At 47.8% G+C, this 26,945-nt stretch carries 21 protein-coding genes; 8 read left to right on the top strand and 13 right to left on the bottom strand.

Features of this window, described 5'->3' with window-relative positions; genetic code table 11:
* Nucleotides 1-85: 85 nt before the first annotated feature.
* The 10 genes from galK to B3Z75_RS04495 all read right to left on the bottom strand — a co-directional run bounded on the left by galK (nucleotide 86) and on the right by B3Z75_RS04495 (nucleotide 10,043).
* Nucleotides 86-1,246, bottom strand: coding sequence for a galactokinase (gene galK, locus B3Z75_RS04540; protein WP_294068190.1), 1,161 nt, complete (start codon nucleotides 1,244-1,246; stop codon nucleotides 86-88).
* Between the two features lie 65 nt (nucleotides 1,247-1,311).
* On the bottom strand, nucleotides 1,312-2,652 hold the full coding sequence (locus B3Z75_RS04535) for an MFS transporter (RefSeq protein ID WP_294068189.1): 1,341 nt from the start codon (nucleotides 2,650-2,652) through the stop codon (nucleotides 1,312-1,314).
* A gap of 65 nt (nucleotides 2,653-2,717) precedes the next feature.
* Nucleotides 2,718-3,794, bottom strand: a complete 1,077-nt coding sequence (locus tag B3Z75_RS04530) for an aldose epimerase family protein (RefSeq protein ID WP_294068188.1) — start codon at nucleotides 3,792-3,794, stop codon at nucleotides 2,718-2,720.
* 186 nt (nucleotides 3,795-3,980) lie between these two features.
* Nucleotides 3,981-5,294, bottom strand: coding sequence for a hemolysin family protein (locus tag B3Z75_RS04525; protein WP_294068187.1), 1,314 nt, complete (start codon nucleotides 5,292-5,294; stop codon nucleotides 3,981-3,983).
* Between the two features lie 36 nt (nucleotides 5,295-5,330).
* Nucleotides 5,331-6,233: a sugar phosphate nucleotidyltransferase gene (locus B3Z75_RS04520; RefSeq protein WP_294068186.1), complete on the bottom strand. Its 903-nt coding sequence runs from the start codon at nucleotides 6,231-6,233 to the stop codon at nucleotides 5,331-5,333.
* A gap of 89 nt (nucleotides 6,234-6,322) precedes the next feature.
* Entirely contained in the window at nucleotides 6,323-6,997 is a 675-nt protein-coding gene (locus B3Z75_RS04515) for an RluA family pseudouridine synthase (protein ID WP_294068185.1), read from the bottom strand.
* Between the two features lie 18 nt (nucleotides 6,998-7,015).
* Nucleotides 7,016-7,762 carry a 3-oxoacyl-[acyl-carrier-protein] reductase gene (gene fabG / locus B3Z75_RS04510; RefSeq protein ID WP_294068184.1) on the bottom strand — a complete coding sequence of 249 codons (747 nt, stop codon included), beginning with the start codon at nucleotides 7,760-7,762 and terminating at the stop codon, nucleotides 7,016-7,018.
* A 74-nt stretch (nucleotides 7,763-7,836) separates the two neighbouring features.
* Nucleotides 7,837-8,427, bottom strand: coding sequence for a TetR/AcrR family transcriptional regulator (locus B3Z75_RS04505; protein WP_349676028.1), 591 nt, complete (start codon nucleotides 8,425-8,427; stop codon nucleotides 7,837-7,839).
* Nucleotides 8,428-8,558: 131 nt separating this feature from the next.
* Nucleotides 8,559-9,131: a DUF3109 family protein gene (locus tag B3Z75_RS04500; RefSeq protein ID WP_294068182.1), complete on the bottom strand. Its 573-nt coding sequence runs from the start codon at nucleotides 9,129-9,131 to the stop codon at nucleotides 8,559-8,561.
* A gap of 3 nt (nucleotides 9,132-9,134) precedes the next feature.
* Complete coding sequence (locus tag B3Z75_RS04495; RefSeq protein ID WP_294068181.1) at nucleotides 9,135-10,043, bottom strand: CPBP family intramembrane glutamic endopeptidase; 909 nt, start codon at nucleotides 10,041-10,043, stop codon at nucleotides 9,135-9,137.
* Between the two features lie 253 nt (nucleotides 10,044-10,296).
* Between B3Z75_RS04495 and tig the strand changes: the two genes are divergently transcribed.
* The 7 genes from tig to B3Z75_RS04460 all read left to right on the top strand — a co-directional run bounded on the left by tig (nucleotide 10,297) and on the right by B3Z75_RS04460 (nucleotide 21,217).
* Nucleotides 10,297-11,721 carry a trigger factor gene (gene tig / locus B3Z75_RS04490; protein ID WP_294068180.1) on the top strand — a complete coding sequence of 475 codons (1,425 nt, stop codon included), beginning with the start codon at nucleotides 10,297-10,299 and terminating at the stop codon, nucleotides 11,719-11,721.
* Between the two features lie 174 nt (nucleotides 11,722-11,895).
* Nucleotides 11,896-12,567 carry an ATP-dependent Clp endopeptidase proteolytic subunit ClpP gene (clpP, locus tag B3Z75_RS04485; protein WP_294068179.1) on the top strand — a complete coding sequence of 224 codons (672 nt, stop codon included), beginning with the start codon at nucleotides 11,896-11,898 and terminating at the stop codon, nucleotides 12,565-12,567.
* 15 nt (nucleotides 12,568-12,582) lie between these two features.
* Nucleotides 12,583-13,824, top strand: coding sequence for an ATP-dependent Clp protease ATP-binding subunit ClpX (gene clpX / locus B3Z75_RS04480; protein WP_294068178.1), 1,242 nt, complete (start codon nucleotides 12,583-12,585; stop codon nucleotides 13,822-13,824).
* A gap of 290 nt (nucleotides 13,825-14,114) precedes the next feature.
* Entirely contained in the window at nucleotides 14,115-16,313 is a 2,199-nt protein-coding gene (gene recQ, locus B3Z75_RS04475) for a DNA helicase RecQ (RefSeq protein WP_294068177.1), read from the top strand.
* A 73-nt stretch (nucleotides 16,314-16,386) separates the two neighbouring features.
* Nucleotides 16,387-18,348, top strand: coding sequence for a 1-deoxy-D-xylulose-5-phosphate synthase (dxs, locus tag B3Z75_RS04470; RefSeq protein ID WP_294068176.1), 1,962 nt, complete (start codon nucleotides 16,387-16,389; stop codon nucleotides 18,346-18,348).
* Between the two features lie 26 nt (nucleotides 18,349-18,374).
* Nucleotides 18,375-19,712, top strand: a complete 1,338-nt coding sequence (gene trkA, locus B3Z75_RS04465) for a Trk system potassium transporter TrkA (protein WP_294068175.1) — start codon at nucleotides 18,375-18,377, stop codon at nucleotides 19,710-19,712.
* A 38-nt stretch (nucleotides 19,713-19,750) separates the two neighbouring features.
* Nucleotides 19,751-21,217, top strand: coding sequence for a TrkH family potassium uptake protein (locus B3Z75_RS04460; RefSeq protein ID WP_294068174.1), 1,467 nt, complete (start codon nucleotides 19,751-19,753; stop codon nucleotides 21,215-21,217).
* A gap of 28 nt (nucleotides 21,218-21,245) precedes the next feature.
* Here B3Z75_RS04460 and clpB read toward each other — a convergent pair whose 3' ends face one another.
* Nucleotides 21,246-23,834: an ATP-dependent chaperone ClpB gene (gene clpB / locus B3Z75_RS04455; protein WP_294068173.1), complete on the bottom strand. Its 2,589-nt coding sequence runs from the start codon at nucleotides 23,832-23,834 to the stop codon at nucleotides 21,246-21,248.
* Between the two features lie 300 nt (nucleotides 23,835-24,134).
* Here clpB and trhA point away from each other — a divergent pair, with 300 nt between their 5' ends.
* Complete coding sequence (gene trhA, locus B3Z75_RS04450; protein WP_294068172.1) at nucleotides 24,135-24,791, top strand: PAQR family membrane homeostasis protein TrhA; 657 nt, start codon at nucleotides 24,135-24,137, stop codon at nucleotides 24,789-24,791.
* A gap of 116 nt (nucleotides 24,792-24,907) precedes the next feature.
* Here the strand turns inward: trhA and B3Z75_RS04445 are convergent, their stop codons facing one another.
* Together B3Z75_RS04445 and B3Z75_RS04440 are read right to left on the bottom strand one after the other, a co-directional pair.
* Complete coding sequence (locus B3Z75_RS04445; RefSeq protein WP_294068171.1) at nucleotides 24,908-26,293, bottom strand: MFS transporter; 1,386 nt, start codon at nucleotides 26,291-26,293, stop codon at nucleotides 24,908-24,910.
* 91 nt (nucleotides 26,294-26,384) lie between these two features.
* Nucleotides 26,385-26,945, bottom strand: a 561-nt coding sequence (locus tag B3Z75_RS04440) for an aromatic amino acid lyase (protein ID WP_294068169.1), incomplete at its 5' end; no start/stop codon positions are given.

Here is a 26,945-nt window from a genome sequence, read left to right as displayed (position 1 = left end):
GTTTGATGGTAGTAGAAAAAAGAGAAAAAGCCGGAAGCAGGCGCTGTGCGACGTCCTGCTCCCAACCTTTTGCATGGTTCAGGAATCAGAGCTTGTGTGCGCCGTCACTGATTACCACGTCGTACACCTTTGGCTCATGGCCGAAACGGGCACTGAATTGTTCTTTGGCATCTGCAATGAATGAGTTGTAAAGCTCGTCTTTCACAAGGTTAATAGTACATCCGCCAAAGCCACCACCCATCACGCGCGAACCGGTCACGCCGTGCTCACGGGCTACCTCATTGAGGAAGTCCAGTTCTTCGCAGCTCACTTCGTAAAGCTTGCTCATCCCGTGATGCGTTTCGTACATCTTCTCACCCACAGTTTCATAGTCGCCACGTTCCAGGGCATCACTCACATCCCTCACACGTTGCGTCTCTTCAATCACATAACGGGCACGCATATAGTCTTCTTCCGAGATCTCCGCACGAACCTCGTTCAGCATCTCCATCGATGCATCGCGAAGGAATTCCACTTGGGGATGCCGTTTGGCAATGGTGCGTGCCGCATGTTCACACGATTCACGCCTTTTGTTGTAGGCCGACGATGCCAGTTCATGTTTCACCACCGTGTCGAGCAGCACCAGCTTATAGCCCTGCGGATCGAATGGGAAATAGGCATATTCCATCGTTTTTGTATCGAGCCGGATCAAGTGCCCTTTCTTTCCAAAGAGGGAGGCAAACTGATCCATGATACCACATTTTACACCCACATAATTGTGCTCTGTACTCTGTCCGATACGGGCCAGTTCAAACTTGTCGATGCCGAGACTCAACATATCGTTCAGCGCGAATGCATAAGTGCTTTCCAGTGCAGCCGAGGAGGACATTCCTGCTCCCAGTGGCACATCACCCGTGAAGACCGTATCAAATGCTTTCACCGATCCCCCTCTTTTGATGATTTCACGGCAGACACCAAAAATATATCTGGCCCAACCCTCTTTGGGGAGATCCTCCTCGTTGAGTCCGAACTCGGCACTCTCATCCAGATCGATCGCGTAAGCCCTCACCTTATCGGTTCCGTTGAAACGTATGGCAGCGGTCATCCCCTTGTCAATGGCGCCGGGAAAAACAAAGCTCCCGTTGTAGTCGGTATGTTCCCCGATCAGGTTTACGCGTCCTGGAGACGCATAAACCTCGGGAGTGCCGTTGCCCATTTTTTTCAGAAATATCTCCAATATCTCTTGTTTTGTCAAATGTTTGCTCATATCACACAATATATAAGATTATTTTTCAATAGTTGAATCATCAACTGCAGGGTCACGAGAGAAACTTATGCAGTTACTTCTTCTTCATCGGTCACTTTGATATCCTTGTTCACGTTTTTGGATCCCAGCATTGCATAGTAAAGCAGATAGGCAAGGCCAATCAGAGGAACAATATAGGAAAACATATACGTAGATTTATCGGCTACCCAATTTTGTATTAACGGAATAATTCCTCCACCCACAACCATCATCATGAAAATGCCGGAAGCAGCTTTGGTATATTTGCCCAAACCTTCCACAGCCAGGTTGAAGATACTTCCCCACATGATGGATGTACAGAGACCACACAGCACAAGCAGCAATGCACTCAGCGGCACCAATGTCATGGCGAATGATGACCCGGTAAATACAGGCATGGAGGTAGTCATTGTTTTTGGTGAAACGATTGCACCAACAATGAAGGTCATCGCCAGTACCGACACCGAAGTAAGCATCACTTTGCTGGAAACTTTACCACCCACCAGGCTACCGATAAAACGTCCTATTAACATTAAAAACCAGTAGGTGCCTGCCACAAAACCGCCTATAGTAGCAGCGTTGGAGGGATCCAGGCCTGCCCCCTTGTCGGTGATGTTGGAAAGGTAAAAGTTCAACGTACCCGGTATGCCGATCTCTATACCTACATAGACGAAGATGGCGATGGTTCCCAGGACGAAGTGACGAAAAGCCCATGGACTACTTTCATACACAACATTTTTGCTCTTTTTGTGTGCGTCGGGATCGCTGATGGGGATAAAGGAGAGAATGATGAATGCTGCCGCAAATACACCCATGGCAATAAACAATACGGGATTCACATTGGAGATAGCAGTATCTTTGGATACGGTGCCAATCAATGCGCCCACCAGCATGGGAGTTAACGTACCTGCAAGTGAATTGAAGGTACCCCCAAGCTGAATCAGCTGGTTCCCCTTGTTACCACCGCCACCAAGTAGGTTGAGCATCGGGTTCACGACTGTGTTCAGCATACACACAGAAAAACCGGCAATGAATGCTCCCAGCAGATAAACTACAAAGTTTACCGGCAACGAAGCGAATGTGCTGCTGGCATCTACTACACCCGACAGGTACTGGATAAAAACACCCACAAAGCCTATGGCAATCGCTGCAAGTGCCGTCTTTTTGTAACCTATTTTCGTCAACAATTTACCGGCCGGAATTCCCATGAAGAGGTAAGCAGCGAAGTTCATCATATTACCCAACATTCCCAAGAAGTTGGAGCCCTCAAATTTGTTGCTCCATATCACACCGATTGGTGCTGCAAGATTGGTCACAAAGGAGATCATTGCAAAGAGGAACATCATGGTGATGATGGCAACGATGTTTTTGTTTTGATTGTTTGTCATTTCTTATACTCTAATTAATGGTTTTATAATAATAAAGAATCTTCATTTTCAGACCAGGAATTTGTTCAGACCGAGAACTTATAGGTCGTCTTCGACTCAAACAGTTCTTCGGGGCGCAGGATCACCGGGGGATAATCCGGCTTGTTGATGCTGTCGGGATAGTGCTGTGTTTCAAAACACACCGCCGATCTCTCCGGATACCTGTGTCCGTTCTTGGCCGTAAAATTGCCTGTCATCCAGTTTCCGGTATATAGCTGCATACCCGGCTCGGTGGTATATATCTCCATCCTGATGCCCGTTTTGGGCGACTCGCAGATACCTGCAAACGTATAATCATCGACGGCATCCGGCTTGTTCAATATATAGGTATGATCGTATCCTTTTCCAAAGAGCAGCTGTTGAAAATCATCGTTGATTCGTTCACCAATTGCGCATTGTTCGGTAAAATCCATGGGCGTACCTTTTACCGAAGCAGCATCACCATAAGGAATGGCTGTTGAATCGGTGGGCAGATAGTTGTCCGCATTGATCATGAGCAGATGGTCACCAACATAAGGATCACCTTCGCCCGACAGATTGAAGTAAGAATGGTTTGTCAGGTTCAGGATGGTTGTTTTATCCGTGGTCGCTCTATAGCATATTTCCAAGGCATTATCCTCGGTCAGGGTGTAAGTAACCGTGACGGACAGATTGCCGGGAAATCCCTCCTCTCCGTCTGACGACAGATAAAAAAGTTCAATGCTGTTGGCATTCACTTTCTTTACTTCCCAAACCACAGCATTAAAGCCCTTTATGCCTCCATGCAGAGAGTTCGGACCGTTGTTCACTGCCAGTTTGTATTCTATGCCTTCCAACGTAAATCGGCCGTCGGCAATCCTGTTTGCCGTACGGCCGCAGACAGCCCCAAAGTAAGGCTCCTCTGATGTGAGGTATTCTTCAATCGAGGAATGTCCCAACACCACGTCGGTGAAGGTTCCCTTGTTGTCGGGCACCATCAGCGAAACTACTTTCGCCCCATAATTGGTGACGGTGACTTCGCTGCCTGACTTGTTTGTAAGAGTGTATAATCCGGTTTGCTTGCCATCTACATTTTTTTCAAAAGCTTCAACCAGCAAACCGGATTTGCTATACATTTTGTTCATGTAATTTTCTTGGTTTTAAAGATAAGATATTGATGAAGATTGATCTTGTATAAAATTCGTGTAAAATTAACACAGATTTCGGAAATAGCCCAATAAAAAAATGTGTTATTAAACATAAATTTTAGGATTTAACATGCCTTTTTTCAGAAACAGAAATATATACATATTCCATTACCGCACTCATGCTCAAACAATCGCTTCACCATCACCTTTTATCTTCTTTGTTACTAATATTTTATCTATTTTATTCCCATCCACATCCACAATTTCAAAATGCAGCTTGTCGTAATCAAATTTATCCCCTACGCACGGAATCTTATTAATGCATGCAAAAACGAAGCCTGCCACAGTGGAATAATCGATCTTGTCAAAATCGACAATAAAATCTTCGTCGAGTTGCGTCAATATTTCAATGGGGGCCTCTCCGCTAATCAGGGCAGAATGATCGTCGCGCATAAACAGAAGCGGATCGGCCCAAGCATCGTCTGTCTCTTCGGGTATCGCACCCACCAGGTTTTCGAAAATATCGTGTATCGTAATAATGCCCTCAAGACTTCCATATTCATCGACTACAACTGCGACAAACTTATGGTTGTTTTTGAAATTCTCCAGCACCTTCTGTGCACGAAGTGTGTTGGGCACGACAATCGGCTCCATGATGAGATCTTCTATCTCAAAGGGTTCGCCGTTATTAAGCCTCAACAAAAAGTCCCTCATCGAGATGATGCCGGTAAATTCATCGATTTTCTTTTTGCAAGCAAGAATCTTACTGTGCCTCGTCTGCAGGAGGTCACGAATGACCTCCTCCCTGCTTTTGCTAATGTCAACCCACTCCACGTCGGTGCGGTGGGTCATCAGATGAATGGCCCTTTTATCGGAGAAATAAAACACCTGCTCGTGGATAATATTCTCTTCCATGTCGATAATTCCTTCGTGTGAGGCCGTTTTGAGCATGGCGCGCAATTCCATTTCCGAGATCACTTCATTCTTTGGCTGCAGGCCGATCAAGCGGGAGATAAAACTGGTTGAGAATGCCAAAAGCTTCACAAACGGATAAAAAATGATGCTCACCACATATATGGTGGGAGAGACAGCAATGGCCATTTTTTCCGCGTTGTTCAGTGCGATCGTTTTGGGCACAAGTTCGCCAATTACAATAGAGATATAGGTGATCAGGAAAACGACAATCACCATAGAAATAGCCTCCGAGAAGGGCGCTGTGCTCTCAAACTGTTCGAAGAAAGGTACCAGGTAAACAGCAAAAGCCTGCCCACCGAATGCACCGTTGATGATACCAATCAATGTAATTCCTACCTGCACGGACGAAAGAAAGTTATCAGGATCGGCCTGCAACCTGAGTGCACGCCGGGCCCCCCTCTTCCCTTGCTTTCGCTCCGTATCAAGTTTGTTTTTCTTTGCCGAGACAATTGCAATCTCCGACAGGGCAAAAAATCCATTGAGCAGGATTAACAGGAAAACGATGATAATATCAATCCACATACTGCTGCAAATTCAGTGAGCGACGCCTGCGTTATGCTACCACAAGGGGGAGGGATAGACACCCTTTTCCACCAGATCTTTCAGCTTGGCAACCACATCGGGACGGTCTTCGGCATAGGTCACGCCAAACCATTTTGAAGGGGTATCAAGTACCTTCACGGTGACTTCACCACTTACAGTCAGGTTATTCACCAACAAAGGAATAAAAAACTCGGCTTTGATATTTTCAGCATTGTCTTTCAGGAACTGTACAAAATAATCATCCGAATAGCGAAAATAATCGGGTGTGAAACCCCACATATTCATCGACACGGGCGTTTGATCTCCGACAGGGATCCACTGGTCGTTTTCATCCTTGTAGCACACATTGCCCTCCACACGCATCACCTGTGTCCGTTCCACCACGCCGGTGAGGTTGCCTTCCGTATCGGTTTCGCATACACCGCGTGCCACGGTGCCGCTCTCGGACAAGGTATTTCCTATGTGGTAACCCACCATGCAATATCTGTTTTTACTGTTGCCGAGCGTCGAGAGAAAGTCGGCAAGCACCTTGAAGCTTTCACGTCCGTAGAAATCATCGGCATTGATCACTGCAAACGGTTCGTTGATCACTTCTTTCCCCATCATCACCGCGTGGTTGGTACCCCACGGCTTCACCCTGTCGGGGTGCGGAGTAAATCCTTCCGGCAGATTGTCAAGTTCTTGAAAAACCAGCTCGACCGGTATTTTTTTCTCGTATTTGCTGACGATTTTCTCTTTGAAGTCAGCTTCAAATGACCGGCGGATTACAAAGACCAGTTTGCCGAATCCGGCATTCACTGCATCGTAAATGGAATAATCCATGATGGTCTCGCCATTTGGGCCAAGCCCATCCAGTTGTTTCAATCCGCCATAACGGCTACCCATCCCTGCAGCCAATACAAATAATGTAGGTTTCATTGTTCGCGTTTATTTTATTTTTTAATTCACAAATATAAGATTTTTACAGTGAACGTGAAAAAGAAAAGAGCTCAAAATCCCGGTCCTGCTTATTTTAATGACGCAAAGCAATTCCACAAGGTCTCTTCCGGCAAAGGAGCGGTGACAGCAACATTCTCCTTCGAAACAGGATGGATAAAGGAGATTGTTCGGGCATGAAGGCTGATGCTCCCGCCGGGGTTGGAGCGTTCGGCGCCATATTTTAAATCACCTTTGATGGGACAGCCTATTTTTGCCAGCTGACATCGTATCTGGTGATGACGGCCCGTCTCCAGGTCTATTTCCAGCAGGAAATAATTCTGCGATGCACCAATCAGCCGATAATGGAGTATCGCCTTTTTGGTGTGTGGCTTTTCGGTGTCGTATGCAGCAGACTTGTTGGTTTTCTCGTTCTTGATCAGAAAATGCGTCAATGTACCTTCCTCTGCAGGTGGCCGTCGCTTCACGATGGCCCAATAGGTCTTTACCACCTCTCCGTTTCGAAACATATCGTTAAGCCTCGTAAGAGATTTGCTGGTCTTCGCAAACACCACCACCCCACTGGTCGGCCTATCGAGCCGGTGGGTGACACCACAAAAAACGTTGCCGGGCTTGTGATATTTCTCTTTCAGATAAGACTTCACTATGTCCGACAACGGCTTGTCGCCCGTCTTGTCGCCCTGCACAATTTCACCGGGCGCCTTATTGACGATGATAATATGGTTGTCTTCGTATAAAACTGTCATTTGAGCTTCTCAACCCAATCAGGTATTCATCCCGCCACAAACGTTGATGACCTGCCCGCTAACATACGAAGAGAGATCCGATGCGAGAAAAAGAGCTACATTCGCAACATCATCCGGCGTACCTCCACGTCGCAGTGGTATTTGCTTTGCCCACTCATTGCGTACCTCTTCCGAAAGTTGTCCGGTCATGTCGGTAATGATAAAACCCGGTGCAATGGCATTAGCCCTGATTCCCCGTGAACCCAGCTCTTTGGCAATCGACTTGGCCAGACCAATCATCCCTGCTTTCGACGCAGAATAGTTTGCCTGCCCTGCGTTCCCCGATACGCCCACCACCGAGCTCATGTTCACAATGCTGCCCGATTTCTGACGCATCATCACGGGTGTTACCGCATGCACAAAATTGAACGCCGATTTCAGATTTACGTTGATTACCGCATCCCATTGCTGTTCGCTCATTCGCATCATCAACCCATCTTTGGTGATCCCGGCGTTGTTTACAAGAATGTCGATGCGTCCGAAATCCTGCATGACCTGATCCACCACTTTGTGTGTTTCATCAAAGTTGGCAGCATTGGAAGCATACCCTTTGCATTTTACACCAAGAGAGGCTATCTCATGCTCGGTTGCTTCACCGGTTTCGTCGATAACCAAATCAGTAAACGCGATATTAGCTCCTTCCGACGCATATTTCAGCGCGATGGCTTTTCCTATTCCGCGGGCAGCTCCGGTTATCAGTGCTGTTTTCCCTTCTAATAACTTCATACGATTATTTTTAATTTACTTTATTGTTCTTCGCTGACACGGACAGCCGAAAGCTGATCGCTGACCGATGACCGCTATTTGACGTATATTCCTTTGAACAAAATATTGGCGATTATCTCCCGGTCCTCTTTTTTGTTGTAGTCGAGCCTCATCGCACCGCGAATGGTAGGCACCTCCAACCCTTTGAATGCATAATGCAATATCTCGGCTGTTTGTCTTATATCGTGGAGTTGAAAGATTCCCTTTTCGCATCCATCCCGTATAATGGTTTCCAGATAATGAATCTCCTTCTTGTCGAACTCCTTGCGTACATTTTCCACTTTCCAGATATCTCTGAAAAAATCGGCACGAAGAGTGCCGTTACGGGTAACCACCTCTTTTATGGCACCCAAGCGGGTAAAGGCAAGCAGGATAAGCTTTTCATCAGCAGGGATATTGCGCCGGGTGACCTCCTCCAGTTTACTATAGAGTACTTCGAGCTCCGATTCGATCACCGCCTTGTAGATGTCATTCTTGCTGCTGAAATATGTGTACAGGGTGCGTCTTCCACGTTGGGATGCCTCGGCAATATCATTCATTGTCGTATTCTCGACTCCTTTTTTTGCAAAAAGTTGCCGGGCTACGTCAATTAAGTTGTTTTTTGTCTTTGAAATGGCTGAAGTCACCTTGTCTTGCACAATTTATTTATTTATGTGCAAAAATAAAACAAAGATTTCAAATCCCGAAAGTAATTGAGATAAAATTATCGAAACCATAACCCAAAATAAAAAATTAGGGGAGCACACCGTGTCCATTCCTATTTTTTTCTGAGCAGCACCGCTGCCTCGCATACTTCCCGGTACCACTCTTCGCCAAATTTCCGGATCAGCGGTTCCCTTAAAAATTGGTAGAGCGGTACACCTTCTTCCCGGCCCAGCTTCAGGGCAGACTGGCATACCGACCAGCGATGATAGTTCACCGCCGTAAAATCGGCATACTCATGCAGACGAACAGGATAAAGATGGCATGAAATTGGTTTCTGTACGGTAATGCGGCCTTCACGAAATGCACTGTCGATGACACATCTACACACTCCGTCGTCGTCGAACCGGGTAAAGACACACTCTTCGCCATTGACGATGGAGGTTACCAGTTCCCCATCGGTATCGGTATAAGCAATTCCCTGTCGGTTTATAAGCTCCTGGGATTCGGGGGAGAGGTCATTCCAGATTGCGGGCAAGATCTCATTGACCTGAGCAAACTCCTCCCGGGAGAGAGGGGCGCCCGATTCTCCATCCACACAACACTGGCCTTTGCATTTGCACAGGTCGCAAATAAATTGTACTTCAAATATATCGTCCGAGATAAGTGTATTTTGTATCTGTATCATAATTTATCGTGTAGATATAACTTCTGCCATAGGGGCAGTTTTTCTGTCTCTTTTCACATAGATTGAAAACAGAAGAAAGGTTACCAAGGCACTCGCAATAGCAGCAGCCAGATAAGGAAGCGTGAGCGGCAACTCATCCAACCGGACGAACCATTCACTGTCGCCCCAGAAAAAGTTCAGCAGAATCACGGTGGCATTGTTCACAAAGTGAAAGATGATCGGCATCCACAGGTTGCGCGTGTAAAGAAAGAGATACCCCAGCATGGCACCCAGGAACAGCCTCGGCAAAAACCCGTAAAACTGAAAGTGAACCATGCTAAACAACAACGCTGTCAGCCATATAGCTGCATGACCGTTTCGGAACTTTTCCATCAGGAACTGCTGCAGTGCCCCCCGAAAGAACAGTTCCTCCGAGATTGCCGCCATGGCTGCCACAATGACAAGGTTCAGCAGCAGTGCTCCGATCGTTCTTCCGGAAAGCAATAGCCCGGTCGTCTCCATGGCTGCATCTTCCATGGAGCGCATTGTCTGTTCCACACCGCTCATCCACTCTGGTAATTCCATGCCACTGTTCCATCGTGACAAATAAGAAGCAAACGGGTAAGAGACACAAAATGCCAATAGAGCGAAAGCTATCTCCCGCACCATCTTTCCATTGTTGCCGGTTTTCAGGTAGCGCGCGGGCCGTGCATCGGTAAATGCGACTACCAGGTATGCAGGCAGTGCAATTGCAAATACCGACTGAAGTGCAGAGCTCAAATAAATCGGCATCGTTTCACCCGCGTCGCCCATCCCGGGCATCATCATTAATAACCGGGTAAGTATCCCGGCCGCAATCACGCCGACGAAGAGCAATAAAAAAAGGTACGTTATTTTGAACCCCGGCGGAGCCGATGTGAAAATTGGTCGCATTTCTTCTGTTTTGATGTACAAAGATAGGATTTTCACTTTCAAAAAAAAGCAAGTCTCCGCAGAATATTTGCCAACAGCGGTTTCTTATATTCAGGAAGCTGACACAACAAGCAAAGAGGAAGAAAAGGTATCGGTTAAAATATTTTTTGCAAATTGAAAGAATAACACTAATTTTGCACTCTTATTTCAAAAAAAGGATTCAATCGGTTGAAATTAACCGACTTTCCACAAAAATAACAAATCACGAATTCTTATGAAGTCAACACTGAATAGAAAGGACGATGTGAACGGAACGATCGTCATCGAACTGGAGAAAGCAGATTATCAGGAAAAGGTAGATAAGTCGCTGAGTCAATTTCGCCAGAAAGCCAACATACCAGGCTTCCGCCAGGGAAAAGTACCCAAAAGCGTTATCCAGCGGATGTACGGAAAGGCGGTGCTGGTCGACGAAGTCAACAAGATTGTCACGGAAGAACTGACGAATTTCATTCGGGAGAACAAATTGAAAATTCTGGGCGAGCCCATCTCCGACGATAGCGAAGAAAAACAGGTAAACCTCGACAAGGATGAAGTGCTGACATTTTACTTCGACGTGGCACTCACGCCGGAATTCGAACTGAAGCTTGATAAAAACACGGAACTGACCTATTACCAGGTAAAGCTGGAAGAGGAACTTCTCGATAAACAGATGGATGCCTACAAGCAAAACTACGGTACCTATGCGTCTGTTGAAGGGGAAGCAAAAGATACAGACCTGATCAAAGGGACGCTTACGGAACTGGAAGAGGGAAAAGAGAAGGAACACGGACAGGTGATCGAAAACGCCATCCTGATGCCTTCCTATGTAAAGGAAGAAACAATAAAAAACAGGTTTATCGGTGCCAAAGTGGGCGACAGTGTCGTTTTCAATCCGAAGAGTGCTTACGATAACAACGAAGCCGAAGTGGCCTCACTGTTGCAAACAACCAAAGAGCATGTAAAAGACATTAATGCGGATTTCCGCTTTGACATCAAAGAGATAACTCGCTACCAGGAAGCCGAACTGAACCAGGAGTTGTTCGACCGGGTTCTTGGCGAAGGTGTTGCTACCACCGGGGAAGAGTTTCGCGCAAAGATAGCGACAGAGCTGAACAATCAATTCAAGCCCAACGCCGATCATCTTTTCATTCACGAAGCGAGAGACATTATCGTGGAGAAAATGAAGGATGTGCAGTTTCCCGATCAGTTTTTGAAACGCTGGCTCCTTGAATCGAGTGAAAATAGAACCGCCGAACAGGTGGAAGAGGATTATCCCCGAATTTTGGAGGATCTCAAGTTCCATATAGCCAAACAGAAGATTGTGGAAGCCAATGAGATTAAGGTGGAATTCGAAGATATTGAAGCATTGGCCACCGAGGTTGCGAAAGCTCAGTTTGCCCAATACGGAATGACCAACCTTCCGGCAGATGTGTTACAGAACTATACAAAAAGTCTCCTTGAGAAAGAGGATACAATGCAGAACCTGGTCGACAAGGCTACCGAAAACAAGATCATTGACTGGTTGAAAGAGAATGTGAACGTGATTCAAAAAGAGATTTCGTCGAAAGACTTTAACGAAATGATGAGCAAGCATTCCCACGTACATGGTGAAAATGCAGACAATCTTTCTTCGGAGGAGGCTGAGGTATCGGCAGAATAATCTGTCCGATGCAAAAATAGACTGTTTTTCAGGATTTTATTTTTTAATTCAACAATTCGTTATAAATTTGTTAGCGGATTGACGCACGAAGATTCGTTCTTTTGTGATAATCCTGGCACTTTATTTGCAGTTCTTTCTTTGACAAACAAAGTTGAACAACTGATAAGAGAATTTATGGAAAACGAATTTAGGAAATACGCGGTGAAACATCTGGGCATGAGCAGTACCAGATTGGACAGTTACATAAACATCACCAGTCAGGGAGGTTATATCTCGCCGACCATTATAGAGGAACGTCAGCTCAACGTAGCACAGATGGATGTTTTTTCAAGGTTGATGATGGACCGCATCATTTTTCTGGGCACAGCGATCGACGACTATGCAGCCAACGTGATCCAGGCACAGCTCCTTTACCTGGATTCTGCCGACCCCGGCAAAGATATTTCCATATACATCAACTCCCCCGGAGGGTCTGTGTATGCAGGATTGGGCATCTATGACACCATGCAGTTCATAACGAGTAACGTGTCTACCATCTGTACCGGTATTGCCGCATCGATGGCAGCCGTACTGCTGGTCGCAGGTACCGAAAAGAAACGTTTTGCCCTCACTCACTCCCGCGTGATGATACATCAGCCGCTGGGAGGTGTGCAGGGACAGGCTTCCGACATCGAAATCACCGCCCGGGAAATTGCAAAAATTAAACAGGAGTTATACACCATCATTTCCAAACACTCAGGCAAACCCATTGAAGAAGTGGCCCGGGACTCCGACCGTGACTTCTGGATGACTGCATCTGAAGCCAGGGAATATGGAATGGTGGATGATGTGCTGACAAAAAAGTGAATAAATTAACAGACAATGGCTAAAAAAGCGAACAGCAGTAATCATTGTAGTTTCTGCGGAAGAAGCGAACAGGAAGTCAACCTGCTCATATCGGGTATGACGGGCTATATCTGTGACCTGTGCGCCGAGCAGGCACACGAGATTGTGAATGAAACCTTCAAAGGCAATGACAAGTCGGATCCCGGCATCTCCCTTATGTCACTGCCCAAGCCTGCTCAGATCAAGGAGTTTCTGGACCAGTACGTGATCAAGCAGGATAACGCAAAGCGATTTCTTTCGGTCTCGGTGTACAATCATTACAAGCGAATTTTGCAAAAGAATGTAAAGGACGAAGTGGAGATAGAAAAGTCAAACATCATCATGGTGGGCGCTACCGGCACAGGCAAGACACTGCTGGCACGCACCATCGCCAGGATGTTGCACGTTCCCTTTACCATTGTGGATGCCACAGTGCTTACTGAGGCTGGATATGTAGGAGAAGATATTGAAAGCATACTCACCCGCTTGCTGCAGGTGGCAGATTACGATGTAAACGCGGCCGAGCGGGGCATCGTATTCATCGACGAAATCGATAAAATTGCCCGCAAAAGCGACAATCCCTCCATCACCCGTGACGTAAGCGGCGAAGGTGTACAGCAGGGGCTGTTGAAGCTGTTGGAAGGCTCCGTGGTAAACGTACCACCCCAGGGGGGACGAAAGCATCCCGAACAGCGAATGATTGCCGTCAACACCAAGAATATCCTGTTCATCTGTGGAGGTGCCTTCGACGGTATTGAGAAGAAAATAGCCCAGCGCCTCAACACACGTGTGGTAGGTTATGCTGCCAGCAGCGACAAGGCAAATATCGACAGAAACAACCTGTTAAAATACATCACCCCCCTCGATTTGAAGTCGTTTGGACTGATTCCGGAAATTATCGGCCGGCTCCCTATCCTCACCTACCTGGAGCCACTCGATAGAGATGCTTTGCTGCGTATTCTGGTTGAACCAAAGAACTCCATCGTCAAACAATATCAAAAACTGTTCGAAATGGATGGTGTAACGCTCACTTTCGAACAGGGTGCTTATGAATATATTGTGGACAAAGCCATTGAGTTTAGGCTAGGGGCACGCGGATTACGCTCCATCGTGGAAGCCATCATGATTGACGCCATGTTCACGTTGCCCTCGGAGGAGAAAAAGAAATTACACGTAACGCGTGATTACGCTGTACATCAGCTGGAGAATTCCGATCTGCACCATTTGCGGGTAGCTTGATTCACGCCCCGGATAAAAAACCGCCGGACAACGAAAACTGTCCGGCCTTTTTTTTGAAACGCATCTGTTCGCCTTGCTTTTTTTTAAGAATTTATTTGCAAAGATTATTAATATCAACTATCTTGGGTGTTGATTTTTCTGTCCGTTTGCAACGATCGGAGAATCTGCCAGCCGAAGAATGAATGCCTATGCATTTCATATAGTGATTTTATGCTGGAAATATAAAATACTTTTTTAATTTTGTGCCGACCTGTCGTTGACAACGTTTTTATCGCCGGGCAATTTGCTGAATGAAGGAACAAGACTATCTATATAAGGGTTTAAAGGAATATTTCGGGTTCGATACGTTTAAAGGCAATCAGGAAGCCATTATCCAAAGTATCTTATCCGGGAAGGATACTTTTGTGCTGATGCCCACCGGCGGCGGGAAATCACTCTGTTACCAGCTTCCCGCCCTGCTATCGGATGGCACGGCCATTATTATTTCACCGTTAATCGCGCTGATGAAAAATCAGGTCGATGCCATGCGCAACTATAGCGAAGAAGACGGCATTGCCCACTTTCTCAACTCCTCGCTCAATAAGCAGGAGATTGAAGAGGTAAAGAAAGATGTCCTTTCTGAAAAAACGAAGATGCTCTATGTCGCCCCCGAATCGCTCACAAAACAGGAGAACATAGAATTTCTGCGCAACATCAGGATCTCGTTTTACGCCGTTGACGAAGCTCATTGTATCTCTGAATGGGGACACGACTTCCGTCCGGAATACCGGCGAATCAGGCCCATTATCGCAGAGATATGCCCTCGACCCATCATTGCACTTACCGCGACAGCCACCCCCAAAGTACAGCACGACATACAGAAAAATCTCGGCATGAACGAGGCGATAGTATATAAATCATCCTTTAATCGCCCCAATCTCCATTACGAAGTAAGAAACAAAACCGAACAGATTGACAAGGAAATCATCAAATATATCCTCTCACAAGGGCGGAAATCCGGTATTGTCTATTGCCTGAGCCGCAAGAAAGTAGATGACTTCGCCGAAATCCTGCAAGCCAACAACATCAGGGCCCTGCCGTACCATGCCGGAATGGATGCCGTTAACCGGAGCAATAACCAGGATGCATTTTTGATGGAGAAGGCAGACGTGATTGTCGCCACTATCGCCTTCGGGATGGGGATCGACAAACCCGACGTGCGATACGTCATTCATTACGATATTCCCAAAAGCCTGGAAGGATACTACCAGGAAACAGGCCGTGCCGGCCGCGACGGAGGAGAAGGTAAATGCATCGCCTTCTATTCCGAGAAAGATCTGCAGAAACTGGAGCGTTTCATGCAGGGCAAGCCCGTTTCGGAACAGGAGATAGGCAAACAGCTGCTGCTGGAGACAGCGGCTTATGCTGAGACATCCGTATGCCGAAGGAAAGTATTGTTGCACTATTTCGGTGAGGACTACCACGAACCGAATTGTGGACACTGTGATAATTGTTTAAATCCAAAGAAAAAAGTGGAAGCGAAAGAATTACTCATTACTGTATTAGAAGCGATTATTGCTTTAAAGGAAAAACAAAAAGCCGATTATCTGGTCGATTTTCTCGTCGGAAAAGAATCCTCCGACATTGAAACATATGGGCACAACGAACTGGAAGAGTTTGGCTCGGGTGCCGACGAAGAAGCGAGCACCTGGGAAGCTCTCATTCGTCAGGCTTTACTCGACAACTACCTGAAAAAGGACATCGAGAATTACGGCATACTCAAAATCACCAAGAAAGGGAAAGAGTTCTTAAAAAATCCCGTCTCCTTCAAAATCACCAAAGACGATGAAGACGAGGACGATATGGCTGATCTGGAAAGTGAAGATTCAGACGTGATGGCATCTGCAGGAAGTGGTGGGGCTGCCGATCCCGTGCTTTATTCGATGATGAAGGATCTTCGGAAAAAACTGTCGAAAAAACTGAATGTGCCTCCCTATGTGATTTTTCAGCCCTCCTCGCTCGAGGCAATGGCTACATCCTACCCCATCACGCTCGAAGAACTACAGAATATCCCCGGTGTGGGGGCAGGGAAAGCCAAACGGTACGGAAAAGAGTTCGTGGATCTCATCAAGAAGCACGTGGACGAGAACGACATCACCCGACCCGAAGACCTGCGTGTAAAAACGGTTGCCAACAAATCGAAACTAAAGGTATCCATTGTGCAGGCCATAGACCGCAAGGTGGCACTCGACGATCTGGCCGAATCGAAAGGAATTGATTTCAACGAGATGCTTTCGGAGGTAGAAGCCATAGTCTACTCGGGAACCAAAATCAACATTGATTATTTCCTCAACGAGGTGATGGATCAGGATGTGATCCAGGATATCTACTCCTACTTCAAGGAGACCGAAACCGACGACCTGGAGAGGGCACAGGAAGAGCTATCCGACTATACCGATACCGAGATTCGGATGGTACGCATCAAGTTCTTCTCCGACATGGCAAACTAGCGTGCCAATAAGCCGACAGTTCTTATAAACTATTTTACACCGCTACCGTTATAATGGATAGGGTAAATTAATTATGCAATATTTACAAGAGATAAACAGTCCCGACGATCTGAAAAAACTCAGCATCGATCAGCTCGAAACCGTGTGTGCCGACCTGAGAGAGTTTATCATTGAACAACTCTCCAACAACCCGGGACACTTTGGCTCAAGCCTGGGTACGGTAGAACTGACGGTGGCACTGCATTATCTGTATAATACGCCGTATGACCGGATTGTGTGGGATGTGGGACATCAGGCATACAGCCACAAGATACTCACGGGACGACGCGACCGGTTTTCCACCAACCGGAAGCTGGGGGGCCTTTCGGGATTCACCAACCCCGTTGAGAGCGAATACGACACCTTCGTCGCCGGTCATGCCTCCACCTCCATCTCCGCAGCACTGGGCATGGCCGTTGCAGCCTCAATAAATAAGGAAAACGACCGACATGTGGTGGCTGTCATAGGTGACGGGGCCATGACGGGGGGACTAGCTTACGAAGGACTCAACAACGCCTGTTCGCAACCCAACAACCTGCTCATCATCCTCAACGACAACAACATGTCGATCGACAACAACGTGGGAGGCATACAGGACTATTTGGTGAAGCTGACAACCTCTTACAAATACAACCGGTTTCGAAACACTGTTTATCAAGGCTTCAAACGGCGTAACCTGATCTCGGAGAAAGACAAAAATATTGTGCTGCGATTCAACAACAGCATGAAATCGCTCCTTACCAAAGAACAAAACCTCTTTGAAGGATTCAATATCCGCTATTTTGGTCCGGTGGACGGCCACGATCTTCCAGGTCTGATTCGCATCCTTCGCAACATCAAGGACATGGAGGGACCCAAGTTGCTCCACGTCAAGACTGTGAAGGGCAAAGGATACAAACCTGCGGAAAAGTCGGCCACCATCTGGCACGCACCCGGCATTTTCAACAAGGAGACAGGAGAACGTATTCTGAAAGACAAAAACAATCAACCACAGCTTTATCAGGATGTATTCGGACATACCCTGGTGGAGATGGCAAAGAAGAACGACAAGATCGTGGGAGTCACCCCTGCCATGCCTACTGGCTGCTCCATGACCTATATGATGGAGGATTTTCCCGAGCGGGCTTTCGACGTAGGCATTGCCGAAGCCCACGCCGTAACCTTCTCTGCCGGTATGGCCAAAGAGGGATTGATACCTTTCTGCAACATTTACTCCTCGTTCATGCAGCGCGCTTATGATCAGGTGATTCATGATGTGGCGCTGCAAAAATTGAAGGTCATTCTCTGTCTCGACAGAGCCGGATTGGTCGGCCCCGACGGACCTACTCACCATGGTGTTTTCGACCTGTCTTATCTGCGGCCGATACCCAATCTGGTTATATCTGCTCCCTATAACGAACATGAGCTGCGTAACCTGATGTACACATCCGTCAACGGAAATCAGGGACCTTTTGTGATCCGTTATCCACGCGGACAGGGTGAACTCACCGATTGGCACAATGAACCTCAACTCCTCACCATCGGCAAGGGGCGTAAACTGAAAAAGGGAAAAGACATGGCGCTCCTCTCCATCGGAGCCATTGGCAACAATGCAGCAAAAGCCATTGCCGAAGCAGATAAGCTGGGCATCAGCGTAGCACATTACGACATGGTTTTTCTAAAGCCGATAGACGAAGAGTTACTCACCAAAGTAGCCAAACAATTCAAACAGATCATCACAGTCGAAAACGGTGTGATAAAAGGCGGTTTGGGGAGTGCTGTCCTCGAGTTCTTGGCAGAAAATAGCTTCCAGGATGTCTCCGTGCATCGGATAGGTATTGCTGATGAATTTGTTACCCATGGATCAATCAAAGAGCTGCAACAGATCGCCGGGATCGACGAAGAGGGCATACTCAGGCAGATTGTGAAGTTGTATCACTCTATCCGTAACGATCAAACCGGTATGGAGCCCACATCCGGCCCCGTTAATCCCATAGAACTTATACACAACCGATAAAACATAAACAACCAATTGCAACGTCGATGAAAATTTTAATTGCCGGTGCCGGAGCCGTTGGAACTCACCTTGCAAGACTGCTCGGACAGGAAGATCACGAAATCACACTCATGGATGCCGACAAGGAGCGGCTTGCCCTTGTGCGCGACAATACCGATGTCCTTACCAATATCGGGAACTGTACTTCACTGAAGGATCTCACTGAGGCAGGTGTTGCCAACGCCGATCTCTACATCGGCGTAACACCGGAAGAGTCCAAGAACATTACATCCTGCATGCTCGCAGCAAACCTGGGAGCAAAAAAAACCCTTGCCCGTATCGACAACTACGAGTATCTGTTGCCCAAAAACACCGAGTTCTTTGAGAAACTGGGCATCCACTCCATGATCTATCCTGAGCTGAGTGCCGCCCGCGAGATAGCGATGGCGCTAAGGACTCCCTGGACCCGCTTTTGGTGGGAGTTGTGCAATGGAACGGTGATCCTCGTCGGCGCCAAAGTGAGAGAAAACGCCCCCATCGTCAATAAATATTTGCACGAGTTATTGCAGGAGAGCAAACAATTTCACCTTGTAGCCATCAAAAGAGGCACCCACACACTGATTCCCAAAGGAAGCGATCAAATCCTGTCGAACGACATCCTCTACTTCACCACATTGCGCAAGCATGTACATATCCTGCCGGATATTCTGGGAAAGAAGTCGTTTGAGACAAAAAGAATCATCTTCATGGGAGGAAGCCGCATTACGATGCGTACCATCCAGCAGCTTCCACAAAATATCAACATAAAGATCATTGAACAGGACAGGGAGCGTGCAGAGAGGCTGGTAGAGATTGCTCCGCCCAATGTGACAGTCTTTGTGGAAGACGGACGAAATGTAGAGTTTCTGCTACGTGAAGGCATTGCGGAAGCCGACGCATTTCTTGCGCTTACCGACAATTCCGAGGCCAATATACTGGGATGCATGATGGCCAAACAGTACGGTGTAAAGAAAACGGTGGCCGAAGTGGAGAATATCGACTATATCTCGATGGCAGAGCGATTCGATATAGGTACGGTCATCAACAAAAAACTTATTTCGGCCAGTAAAATATACGAACTGCTGTTGAAGGCAGACGCATCCAACATCAAGAGCCTTACCTTTGCCGATGCTAACGTGGGAGAGGTAATTGCCAAACCCAATTCGCGGGTCACCAAGAAACTGATTAAAAACCTGGACCTACCATCCGACATTACGTTTGGAGCACTCATCAGAAACGGAGAGCCTATGCTCATTGACGGAGATACACTGATCGAACCTTACGATCAGGTAGTGGTCTTCTTCCTGAACAAGTCGCTGAAAAGTATCGAAAGACTTTTCAACTGACGGTGAAGTACAGTTAGAGGATTCATACACAATAAAGCATGCGGAAATTTAACTATCGGATCGTACTGAGTAGCATCGGGATTCTTTTGATGCTTGAGGCTGTCTTTATGTTATTTTCTGCATTGGTTGGAGAATATTTTCGCGAAAGTGCGGTGCTGAGCATCTATCTATCCAGCATCATCACTTTTACATCAGGGACATTGATCCTATTTCTGGGCAAGAGAAGAAAATCAGAACCCCGGCAGATATCCAAGCGGGAGGTATACCTGACCGTCACCATGGCGTGGCTGATGATGGCACTCTTTGGCACACTTCCCTTTATGCTCAGCGGTGCCATACCTTCGTTCACCAATGCCTTTTTCGAGACCATGTGCGGCTTCACCACAACAGGTAGCTCCACGTTGCTCAACATTGAAGCTTTTCCGAAGTCGCTCCATTTTTGGCGAAGCTTTACACAGTGGATCGGCGGCATCGGCATCATCATCTTCGTGATGTCTTTTGTACCCATGTTTGGGGATAACTCCGGACAATTCTTCGATGCGGAGATCACGGGCATTTCCGAGGATCTGATGCGCCCCCGTGTGAATGTGATCACAAAAAATATGGCAATGACCTATTTCGGATTGACCATTGTGGGGTTTTTCTTTCTCTGGGCCGGCCCGATGGATGCATTTGATGCCGCCTGTCATACTCTTTCGGCAATTTCTACGGGTGGCTTTTCCACCAAACAGGCCAGCATCGCTTATTTTAATTCCCCCTATACCGAATATGTGATCACGATACTCATGTTTTTGGGGGGGACAAACTTCATGCTTATTTACACCTTTTTCGCTCGTTTAAGCATTCAGATCTTCCGGGAAGAAGAGTTCAGATGGTACCTCTCTCTCATCTTCCTCTTTACAGCAATCATCACCCTCCTCCTTCTTACCACAGGAGAGATGAGCGGTTTTGAACAAACTTTTCGTACCGCCCTGTTTCAGGTTGTGGCTGCCATCACTACGACAGGATTTGCCACGGTGGACTATCAACTGTGGGGACATGTTTACTGGCTCTTGTTTCTGGCAATGATTCTCTTCTGCGGCTGCGAGGGATCTACTTCGGGCGGAATGAAGTTATCCCGGCTGGTAGTATTATCCAAGAACACCCTTCTGGTTTTCAAAAAGCAGGTTCATCCCGACGCACTCTACCGGGTGAAAATGAACGGAAAAGTGATTAGCAGCAACAGCTCTTCCAAGATACTGGCATTTGTATTTCTTTATCTCTCCCTGGCAGCCTTCAGTGCTCTGATACTGAGCTTCACCGGCATGACCTTCGATGAATCCATCGGTGTTTCCATCTCTTCCATCAGCAGCTACGGCTTCGGCCTGGGCTCATACGGCCCCAGTGGCACCTATGAGTCGGCTTCGGTCTTTGCGAAATATTACCTCTGCTTCCTCATGCTGGTGGGCCGTCTGGAGGTATTCACCGTTCTCTCTCTCTTTGTCCCTAGTTTCTGGAAAAGATAAACCAGAAGTTACTCGTCAAGCATCTGCGTCAGTTGCGAAAAAAAATGGTGTCGTCGATCGCATCGATGGTGATCGGCTTCAATTTATCGACTGTACCTGCGAGCAGATCTTTCGACAGCTGGTTAAGCACCCTGTTTTGAATCACCCTTTTCACGGGGCGTGCCCCAAACTCAGGATCAAATCCGGCCTCTGAAATACTTTTCAACGCCTCCTCTGTATATTGAAGGTCGATGCCATTTTCTGCAAGCATTTTCCGTATCCCTCCAAGCTGGAGACGGACGATCTGTTCAATCTCCGACTCTTTCAGTGGAGAAAACATGATGATGTCGTCGATCCGGTTCAGAAACTCCGGTCGGATTGTTTTTTTTAGCATATCCATGATCAGGTTCTTCGTCTTCTCAATGATTTCCTCCCTATTTGTCGGCGTAATTTTCTCAAAGTTTTCCCGGATCATGTTCGATCCCATGTTTGAAGTCATGATGATGATGGTGTTCTTGAAATTCACCACCCTACCCTTATTATCGGTGAGACGCCCGTCGTCCAGTACCTGCAGCAGGATGTTGAATACATCGGGATGTGCTTTCTCAATCTCGTCGAACAATACCACCGAGTAAGGCTTGCGTCGTATGGCTTCGGTAAGCTGTCCCCCCTCGTCGTACCCCACGTATCCGGGAGGAGCTCCGATCAGTCGTGTAGCGCTGAATTTTTCCTGATACTCGCTCATATCAATGCGGGTCATCATCTCCTCATCATCGAACAGATACTCGGCCAGAGCCTTTGCCAACTCGGTCTTGCCCACACCTGTCGTTCCAAGAAAAATAAACGAACCAATCGGTCGCTTCGGGTCGCTCAAGCCGGCGCGGCTGCGACGCACGGCATCTGCAACAGCCGTAATGGCTTCGTGCTGACCGACAACTCGTTTGTGCAGCTCATCTTCCAGGTGAAGCAGCTTATCACGTTCACTTTGCAGCATCCTGCTCACGGGAATGCCTGTCCAGCGCGACACCACGTCGGCAATATCCTCCGCGTCTACCTCTTCCTTGATCATGGCACGTGCCCCCTGCCGCACATGCAACTCCTTCTGCAGTGCCTCAATGGTGTTTTCCTTCTCTTTAATCTTGCCGTAACGCAGTTCGGCCACTTTGCCGTAATCGCCCTCACGCTCTGCCCGTTCTGCCTCAAACCGGGCATCCTCTATCTCAATTTTATTCTGCTGGATCCTGTTGATCAGCTCCTTCTCCGACTGCCACTTGGCCTTGTAATCTGCCTCCTCTGCCTTCAAATCTTCTATCTGCCTGGTCAGCAAAGCCTCCTTCGGTTGGTCGTTCTCGCGCTTTATCGCCTCACGTTCAATCTCCAGCTGCTTCACGCGTCGCATGATCTCATCCAGCTCCTCGGGGACCGAGTCGACCTCCATACGGAGCTTAGCTGCCGCCTCATCCATCAGGTCGATCGCCTTGTCGGGCAGAAACCGGTCGGTAATATAACGATGAGACAATTGTACCGCTGCAATGATTGCCTCATCCTTGATGCGCACCTTGTGGTGGTTTTCGTACCGCTCTTTCAGTCCCCGGAGAATGGAGATGCTGTCCGACTCACTCGGCTCATCCACCATCACCATCTGGAAACGGCGCTCCAGCGCTTTGTCCTTTTCAAAATACTTCTGATACTCATCGAGCGTAGTCGCCCCGATAGCACGGAGCTCACCTCTTGCCAGCGCAGGCTTCAGGATGTTGGCCGCATCCATGGCCCCCTCGCTCTTGCCGGCACCCACCAACGTATGAATTTCATCAATGAAGAGAATGATCTCCCCTTCCGCCTTCACCACCTCGTTTACGACCGACTTAAGCCGTTCCTCAAACTCCCCCTTGTATTTGGCACCCGCAATGAGCGCTCCCATATCGAGAGAGTAGAGTTGCTTGCTGCGAAGGTTCTCCGGAACGTCGCCCCGCACAATACGGTGTGCCAGCCCCTCTGCAATGGCCGTCTTCCCCGTACCCGGTTCGCCAATCAGGATTGGATTGTTCTTTGTGCGCCGGCTAAGGATCTGCAGCACCCGTCGTATTTCCTCATCGCGGCCAATCACGGGGTCGAGTTTGCCGCTTCGGGCCCTTTCAATCAGGTTTACCGCATACTTGCCCAATGCCTGGTAAGTCTCCTCGGCCGACTGGCTGGTAACCTTCTCTCCTTTGCGTAGTTCCTGCACTGCTTTCTGCAACTCACCCGGGGTAATGCCTGCATCCCGCATCATCCGGGAAGCATTGTTGTTCTCCTGCACCATTGCCAGAAGCAGATGTTCAATGGCGACAAACTGGTCACCCATTTTACTGGTGATGTCGGTAGCCTTCTGAAATACCGCATTGGTCTCACGGCTCAGCATGGGGTCGCCTCCCGATACTTTCGGATAGGACTCAATCTCGCTGTCGACAACCCTCTCCAGATTCTGTGCATTCACGCCCAGCTTCTGAAACAGAAAACTGGTCACATTTTCACCTACCCGCATCACCCCTTTTAACAAGTGTACCGGTTCAATCATCTGTTGATTGTTTCCCTGCGCTACCTCGATGGCTTTCTGTACCGATTCCTGCGCCTTTATTGTAAAATTGTTGAAGTTCATATCGTATATTTTTTTCTTAACCCTTATTGAAATTTCAACCCTTCCCGTTATATATCCTTCTATAGGAAGAACTACGGACAGGCCAAACTCTGAACACAACCTTCTTCGCTCTTTTCCCAGGTCACATCCAAACATCATATCCACAGTCAGATAAGGTCAAAATCTTTGCCAAATGGAAAAATGCGACTTTTTGTCATGTCTACTGCTTATTTTCCTCCCAGGAGGCTGACCTATGACGACAGAACAGATCGTTAGACCAAACTGTTTTTTTGTATATTTGTACTTTAGAAATTCCGAAATATGACAGAAGAAAAATTTTACACCCTCCGGGAAGAAAGAGCTAATTATCTGACACATGGTTTTGGCTTTTTGATGAGCACAGTTGGGACAATGCTGCTGCTAAGCCGGGCTATGACGGCGGGTGACAACCGAGCTCTACTTGGATATGCCCTTTTTGGTTTCGGGATGATCACCTGTATGGGCACCTCCACGGCCTACCATTATGTGCAGGAGTCTCAACGGAAGGCAAAGTTACGCCACCTCGACCACGCAAGCATCTACCTCCTCATTGCAGCCAGCTACTCCCCTTTCACCCTGATTCTGCTGCGTGATGAACCTTTCTGGGGTTGGTTCATTTTTGCACTTGTCTGGTTGATAGCCCTCGCAGGCATCATCATCAGTTTTCGCCCTTTAAAACGAAACAGTCATCTGAAGACCGCTTCCTACGTGCTGATGGGGTTGATCGTACTCATCGCTTTTAAGCCGTTGACCGAGATTGCAAGGGCGAAGGATGTCATCGATGTGGTAATCTGGCTTATTGCCGGTGGAGTCTTCTACATTGTCGGGGCTGTGATCTATGCCTCAGCCAAACGAGAGTTTGTACACGCTCTTTTTCATCTTTTTGTACTTCTTGGGCTAGCGAGTCATATCTATGCGGCATATCTGATCCCGCTTTAAAACACTCTCCGGTTACCTTTTCAAACACACCATAAAAAACGACCCGCCATATTGGCGGATCGTCCTTTGTCTTTTCACCGGATATGGTGAGTTTGGCCATAAGTGACTGCGGATGTTTAATGTTGAATATTCGGTGATTCCAATCCGTATCCTTTCCGTTTGTCCTCTGCTTTCAACAGAAAGGCAAATATCAGTGCCAGTACACCGAAGCTGGTAAAGATCAGCATCGGGAGAGTATAATCATACGTATTCACGGTCAGTCCGTTGCGCACCGTCTGTCCCGTCACGCAGAACTTCTCGAGTACCCATCCAATGAGAAGGGGTACCCCCATCAATCCCCAGTTTTGTACCCAGAAGATCAGAGAGTAAGCGGTACCCAATCGTTTTTCCGGCACGATCTTGGGCACCGAGGGCCACATGGCCGAAGGCACCAGTGAGAAGGCAATACCCAGGAACACGACCAGTACCATTGCAAAAATCCAGCTGTGAAAAACCGGCACGGAGAAGAGCGCATGCACCACAATCAACAGGATGGCCCCAATGATCATGATGGTTGCCCCTTTTCCTTTTTTGTCGTAGATACCTCCAAAGAGGGGTGTCAGCAGAATATTTCCAAACGGCAACAACATGGGTATCAATCCGGCGAGATCTTCTTTTACACCGAATTTATTCACCATCAGGTCGGTAGCATATTTCAGAAAGGGAAACACAGCCGAATAGAAAAGTACACAGAGAATGGCGATATACCACCAACCTCTGTTTCCCAGGATCTTGCCAATATCCGATATTTTGAATTCATCGTCCGGGCTTGTCTCCTCGGCCGCCCCGGCAGCTTCTGAAGTATCCAGTTTCTTGTCCATCACCACATACACAAAGAACGCGATCAAACCGATACACAGTCCAATCAGAGCGATCAACAACGGACGGGACACATCGATCACTCCTGTTGCTTTGGCTATCGGAACAGAGAAGCCCAGCGCCAGGGCAGTACCTATCCTGGCCATAGCTACCTGCATTCCCATGGCTGTAGCAAGCTCCTTCCCTTTGAACCATTTCACGATGATCTTTGAAACGGTAATGCCGGCCACTTCCACGCCCACGGCAAAGATGGCGAAGCCGATACTTGCCCAGAGCACCTGTACATCCAAACCAAAAAGGGTCTGTCCCCGAAGGGCCGTGTTGGATACAGCCCAATACTTTAGTGCAGATCCCAGCACCATTACAGCGGCTGCTCCCACGCCCGTAATGCGAACACCCAACTTATCGAGGATGATCCCGCCAAAAATCAGCATCAGCAGAAAGACATTGAACCAGCCATAGGAACTGGTGAAGGTGCCATACTCTGACCGGGACCAGCCAAGCTGTCCCTCCAGTAATCCGGCCAACGGGGCCATGATATCGGTTAAAAAATATCCGCACATCATTGTAAACGAAACAATGAACAGTGCAGACCAACGCGCCGCTGGAGAGTCTCTCAGCGTTTTCCTTATTGCTTCTGTCATTTTAAGATATTTAACTATAGTTGATTCTTCTTGAACGTGCAAAGATAATCAATCTGCTCAATTAAATGGGAAAAATGCATTAAATCGGATATCAAAGTGCATCTACCTGAAGTCTGTTCAGAAATGTCACTGTCTTACGTATCTCCTTATACATCACAACATCCTCATCAACGAACGGGACCTCTTTCCGATACTCCTTCGCCACTTTTTCAATCAGCGGCGATGAACGCAAAGGGCGGCGAAACTCAAGTGCCTGCACGCCGTTCATCAGCTCAATGGAGAGAATGATGTCAAGATTGTCCATCACCTTGATCAGCTTGATGGCCGAAGTGGCGCCCATGCTCACATGATCTTCCTGTCCGTTGGAGGAGACAATGGAGTCGGTGCTGGCAGCATAGCAGTACATCTTATTCTGGCTCACCACCGATGCCGCCACGTACTGGGGGATCATAAAGCCCGAGTTCAAACCGGGATTGGCCACCAGGAATTCCGGCAAGCCGCGTTTACCGAGGATCAGCTGTGCCGTACGCCGCTCGGAGATGTTGCCCAACTCCGCAAGGGCAATGGCCAGAAAATCGAAGGCAATGGCCAGAGGCTGTCCGTGGAAGTTACCCCCGGAGATGATCGTGTCATCGTCGGGAAAAATGGTGGG

The organism is Proteiniphilum sp. UBA1028 (assembly GCF_002316955.1).
Classification (GTDB): domain Bacteria; phylum Bacteroidota; class Bacteroidia; order Bacteroidales; family Dysgonomonadaceae; genus Proteiniphilum.
The sequence above is the reverse complement of the archived record's forward strand: the minus strand, read 5'-3'. Positions and strand labels throughout refer to the sequence as shown.

Excerpts from the sequence above, each read along its gene's own strand:
- galK (WP_294068190.1), bottom strand. The coding sequence starts at position 1,246 with ATGAGCAAACATTTGACAAAACAAGAGATATTGGAGATATTTCTGAAA.
- B3Z75_RS04535 (WP_294068189.1), bottom strand. The coding sequence starts at position 2,652 with ATGACAAACAATCAAAACAAAAACATCGTTGCCATCATCACCATGATG.
- B3Z75_RS04530 (WP_294068188.1), bottom strand. The coding sequence starts at position 3,794 with ATGAACAAAATGTATAGCAAATCCGGTTTGCTGGTTGAAGCTTTTGAA.
- B3Z75_RS04525 (WP_294068187.1), bottom strand. The coding sequence starts at position 5,294 with ATGTGGATTGATATTATCATCGTTTTCCTGTTAATCCTGCTCAATGGA.
- B3Z75_RS04520 (WP_294068186.1), bottom strand. The coding sequence starts at position 6,233 with ATGAAACCTACATTATTTGTATTGGCTGCAGGGATGGGTAGCCGTTAT.
- B3Z75_RS04515 (WP_294068185.1), bottom strand. The coding sequence starts at position 6,997 with ATGACAGTTTTATACGAAGACAACCATATTATCATCGTCAATAAGGCG.
- fabG (WP_294068184.1), bottom strand. The coding sequence starts at position 7,762 with ATGAAGTTATTAGAAGGGAAAACAGCACTGATAACCGGAGCTGCCCGC.
- B3Z75_RS04500 (WP_294068182.1), bottom strand. The coding sequence starts at position 9,131 with ATGATACAGATACAAAATACACTTATCTCGGACGATATATTTGAAGTA.
- B3Z75_RS04495 (WP_294068181.1), bottom strand. The coding sequence starts at position 10,043 with ATGCGACCAATTTTCACATCGGCTCCGCCGGGGTTCAAAATAACGTAC.
- tig (WP_294068180.1), top strand. The coding sequence starts at position 10,297 with ATGAAGTCAACACTGAATAGAAAGGACGATGTGAACGGAACGATCGTC.
- clpP (WP_294068179.1), top strand. The coding sequence starts at position 11,896 with ATGGAAAACGAATTTAGGAAATACGCGGTGAAACATCTGGGCATGAGC.
- clpX (WP_294068178.1), top strand. The coding sequence starts at position 12,583 with ATGGCTAAAAAAGCGAACAGCAGTAATCATTGTAGTTTCTGCGGAAGA.
- recQ (WP_294068177.1), top strand. The coding sequence starts at position 14,115 with ATGAAGGAACAAGACTATCTATATAAGGGTTTAAAGGAATATTTCGGG.
- dxs (WP_294068176.1), top strand. The coding sequence starts at position 16,387 with ATGCAATATTTACAAGAGATAAACAGTCCCGACGATCTGAAAAAACTC.
- trkA (WP_294068175.1), top strand. The coding sequence starts at position 18,375 with ATGAAAATTTTAATTGCCGGTGCCGGAGCCGTTGGAACTCACCTTGCA.
- B3Z75_RS04460 (WP_294068174.1), top strand. The coding sequence starts at position 19,751 with ATGCGGAAATTTAACTATCGGATCGTACTGAGTAGCATCGGGATTCTT.
- clpB (WP_294068173.1), bottom strand. The coding sequence starts at position 23,834 with ATGAACTTCAACAATTTTACAATAAAGGCGCAGGAATCGGTACAGAAA.
- trhA (WP_294068172.1), top strand. The coding sequence starts at position 24,135 with ATGACAGAAGAAAAATTTTACACCCTCCGGGAAGAAAGAGCTAATTAT.
- B3Z75_RS04445 (WP_294068171.1), bottom strand. The coding sequence starts at position 26,293 with ATGACAGAAGCAATAAGGAAAACGCTGAGAGACTCTCCAGCGGCGCGT.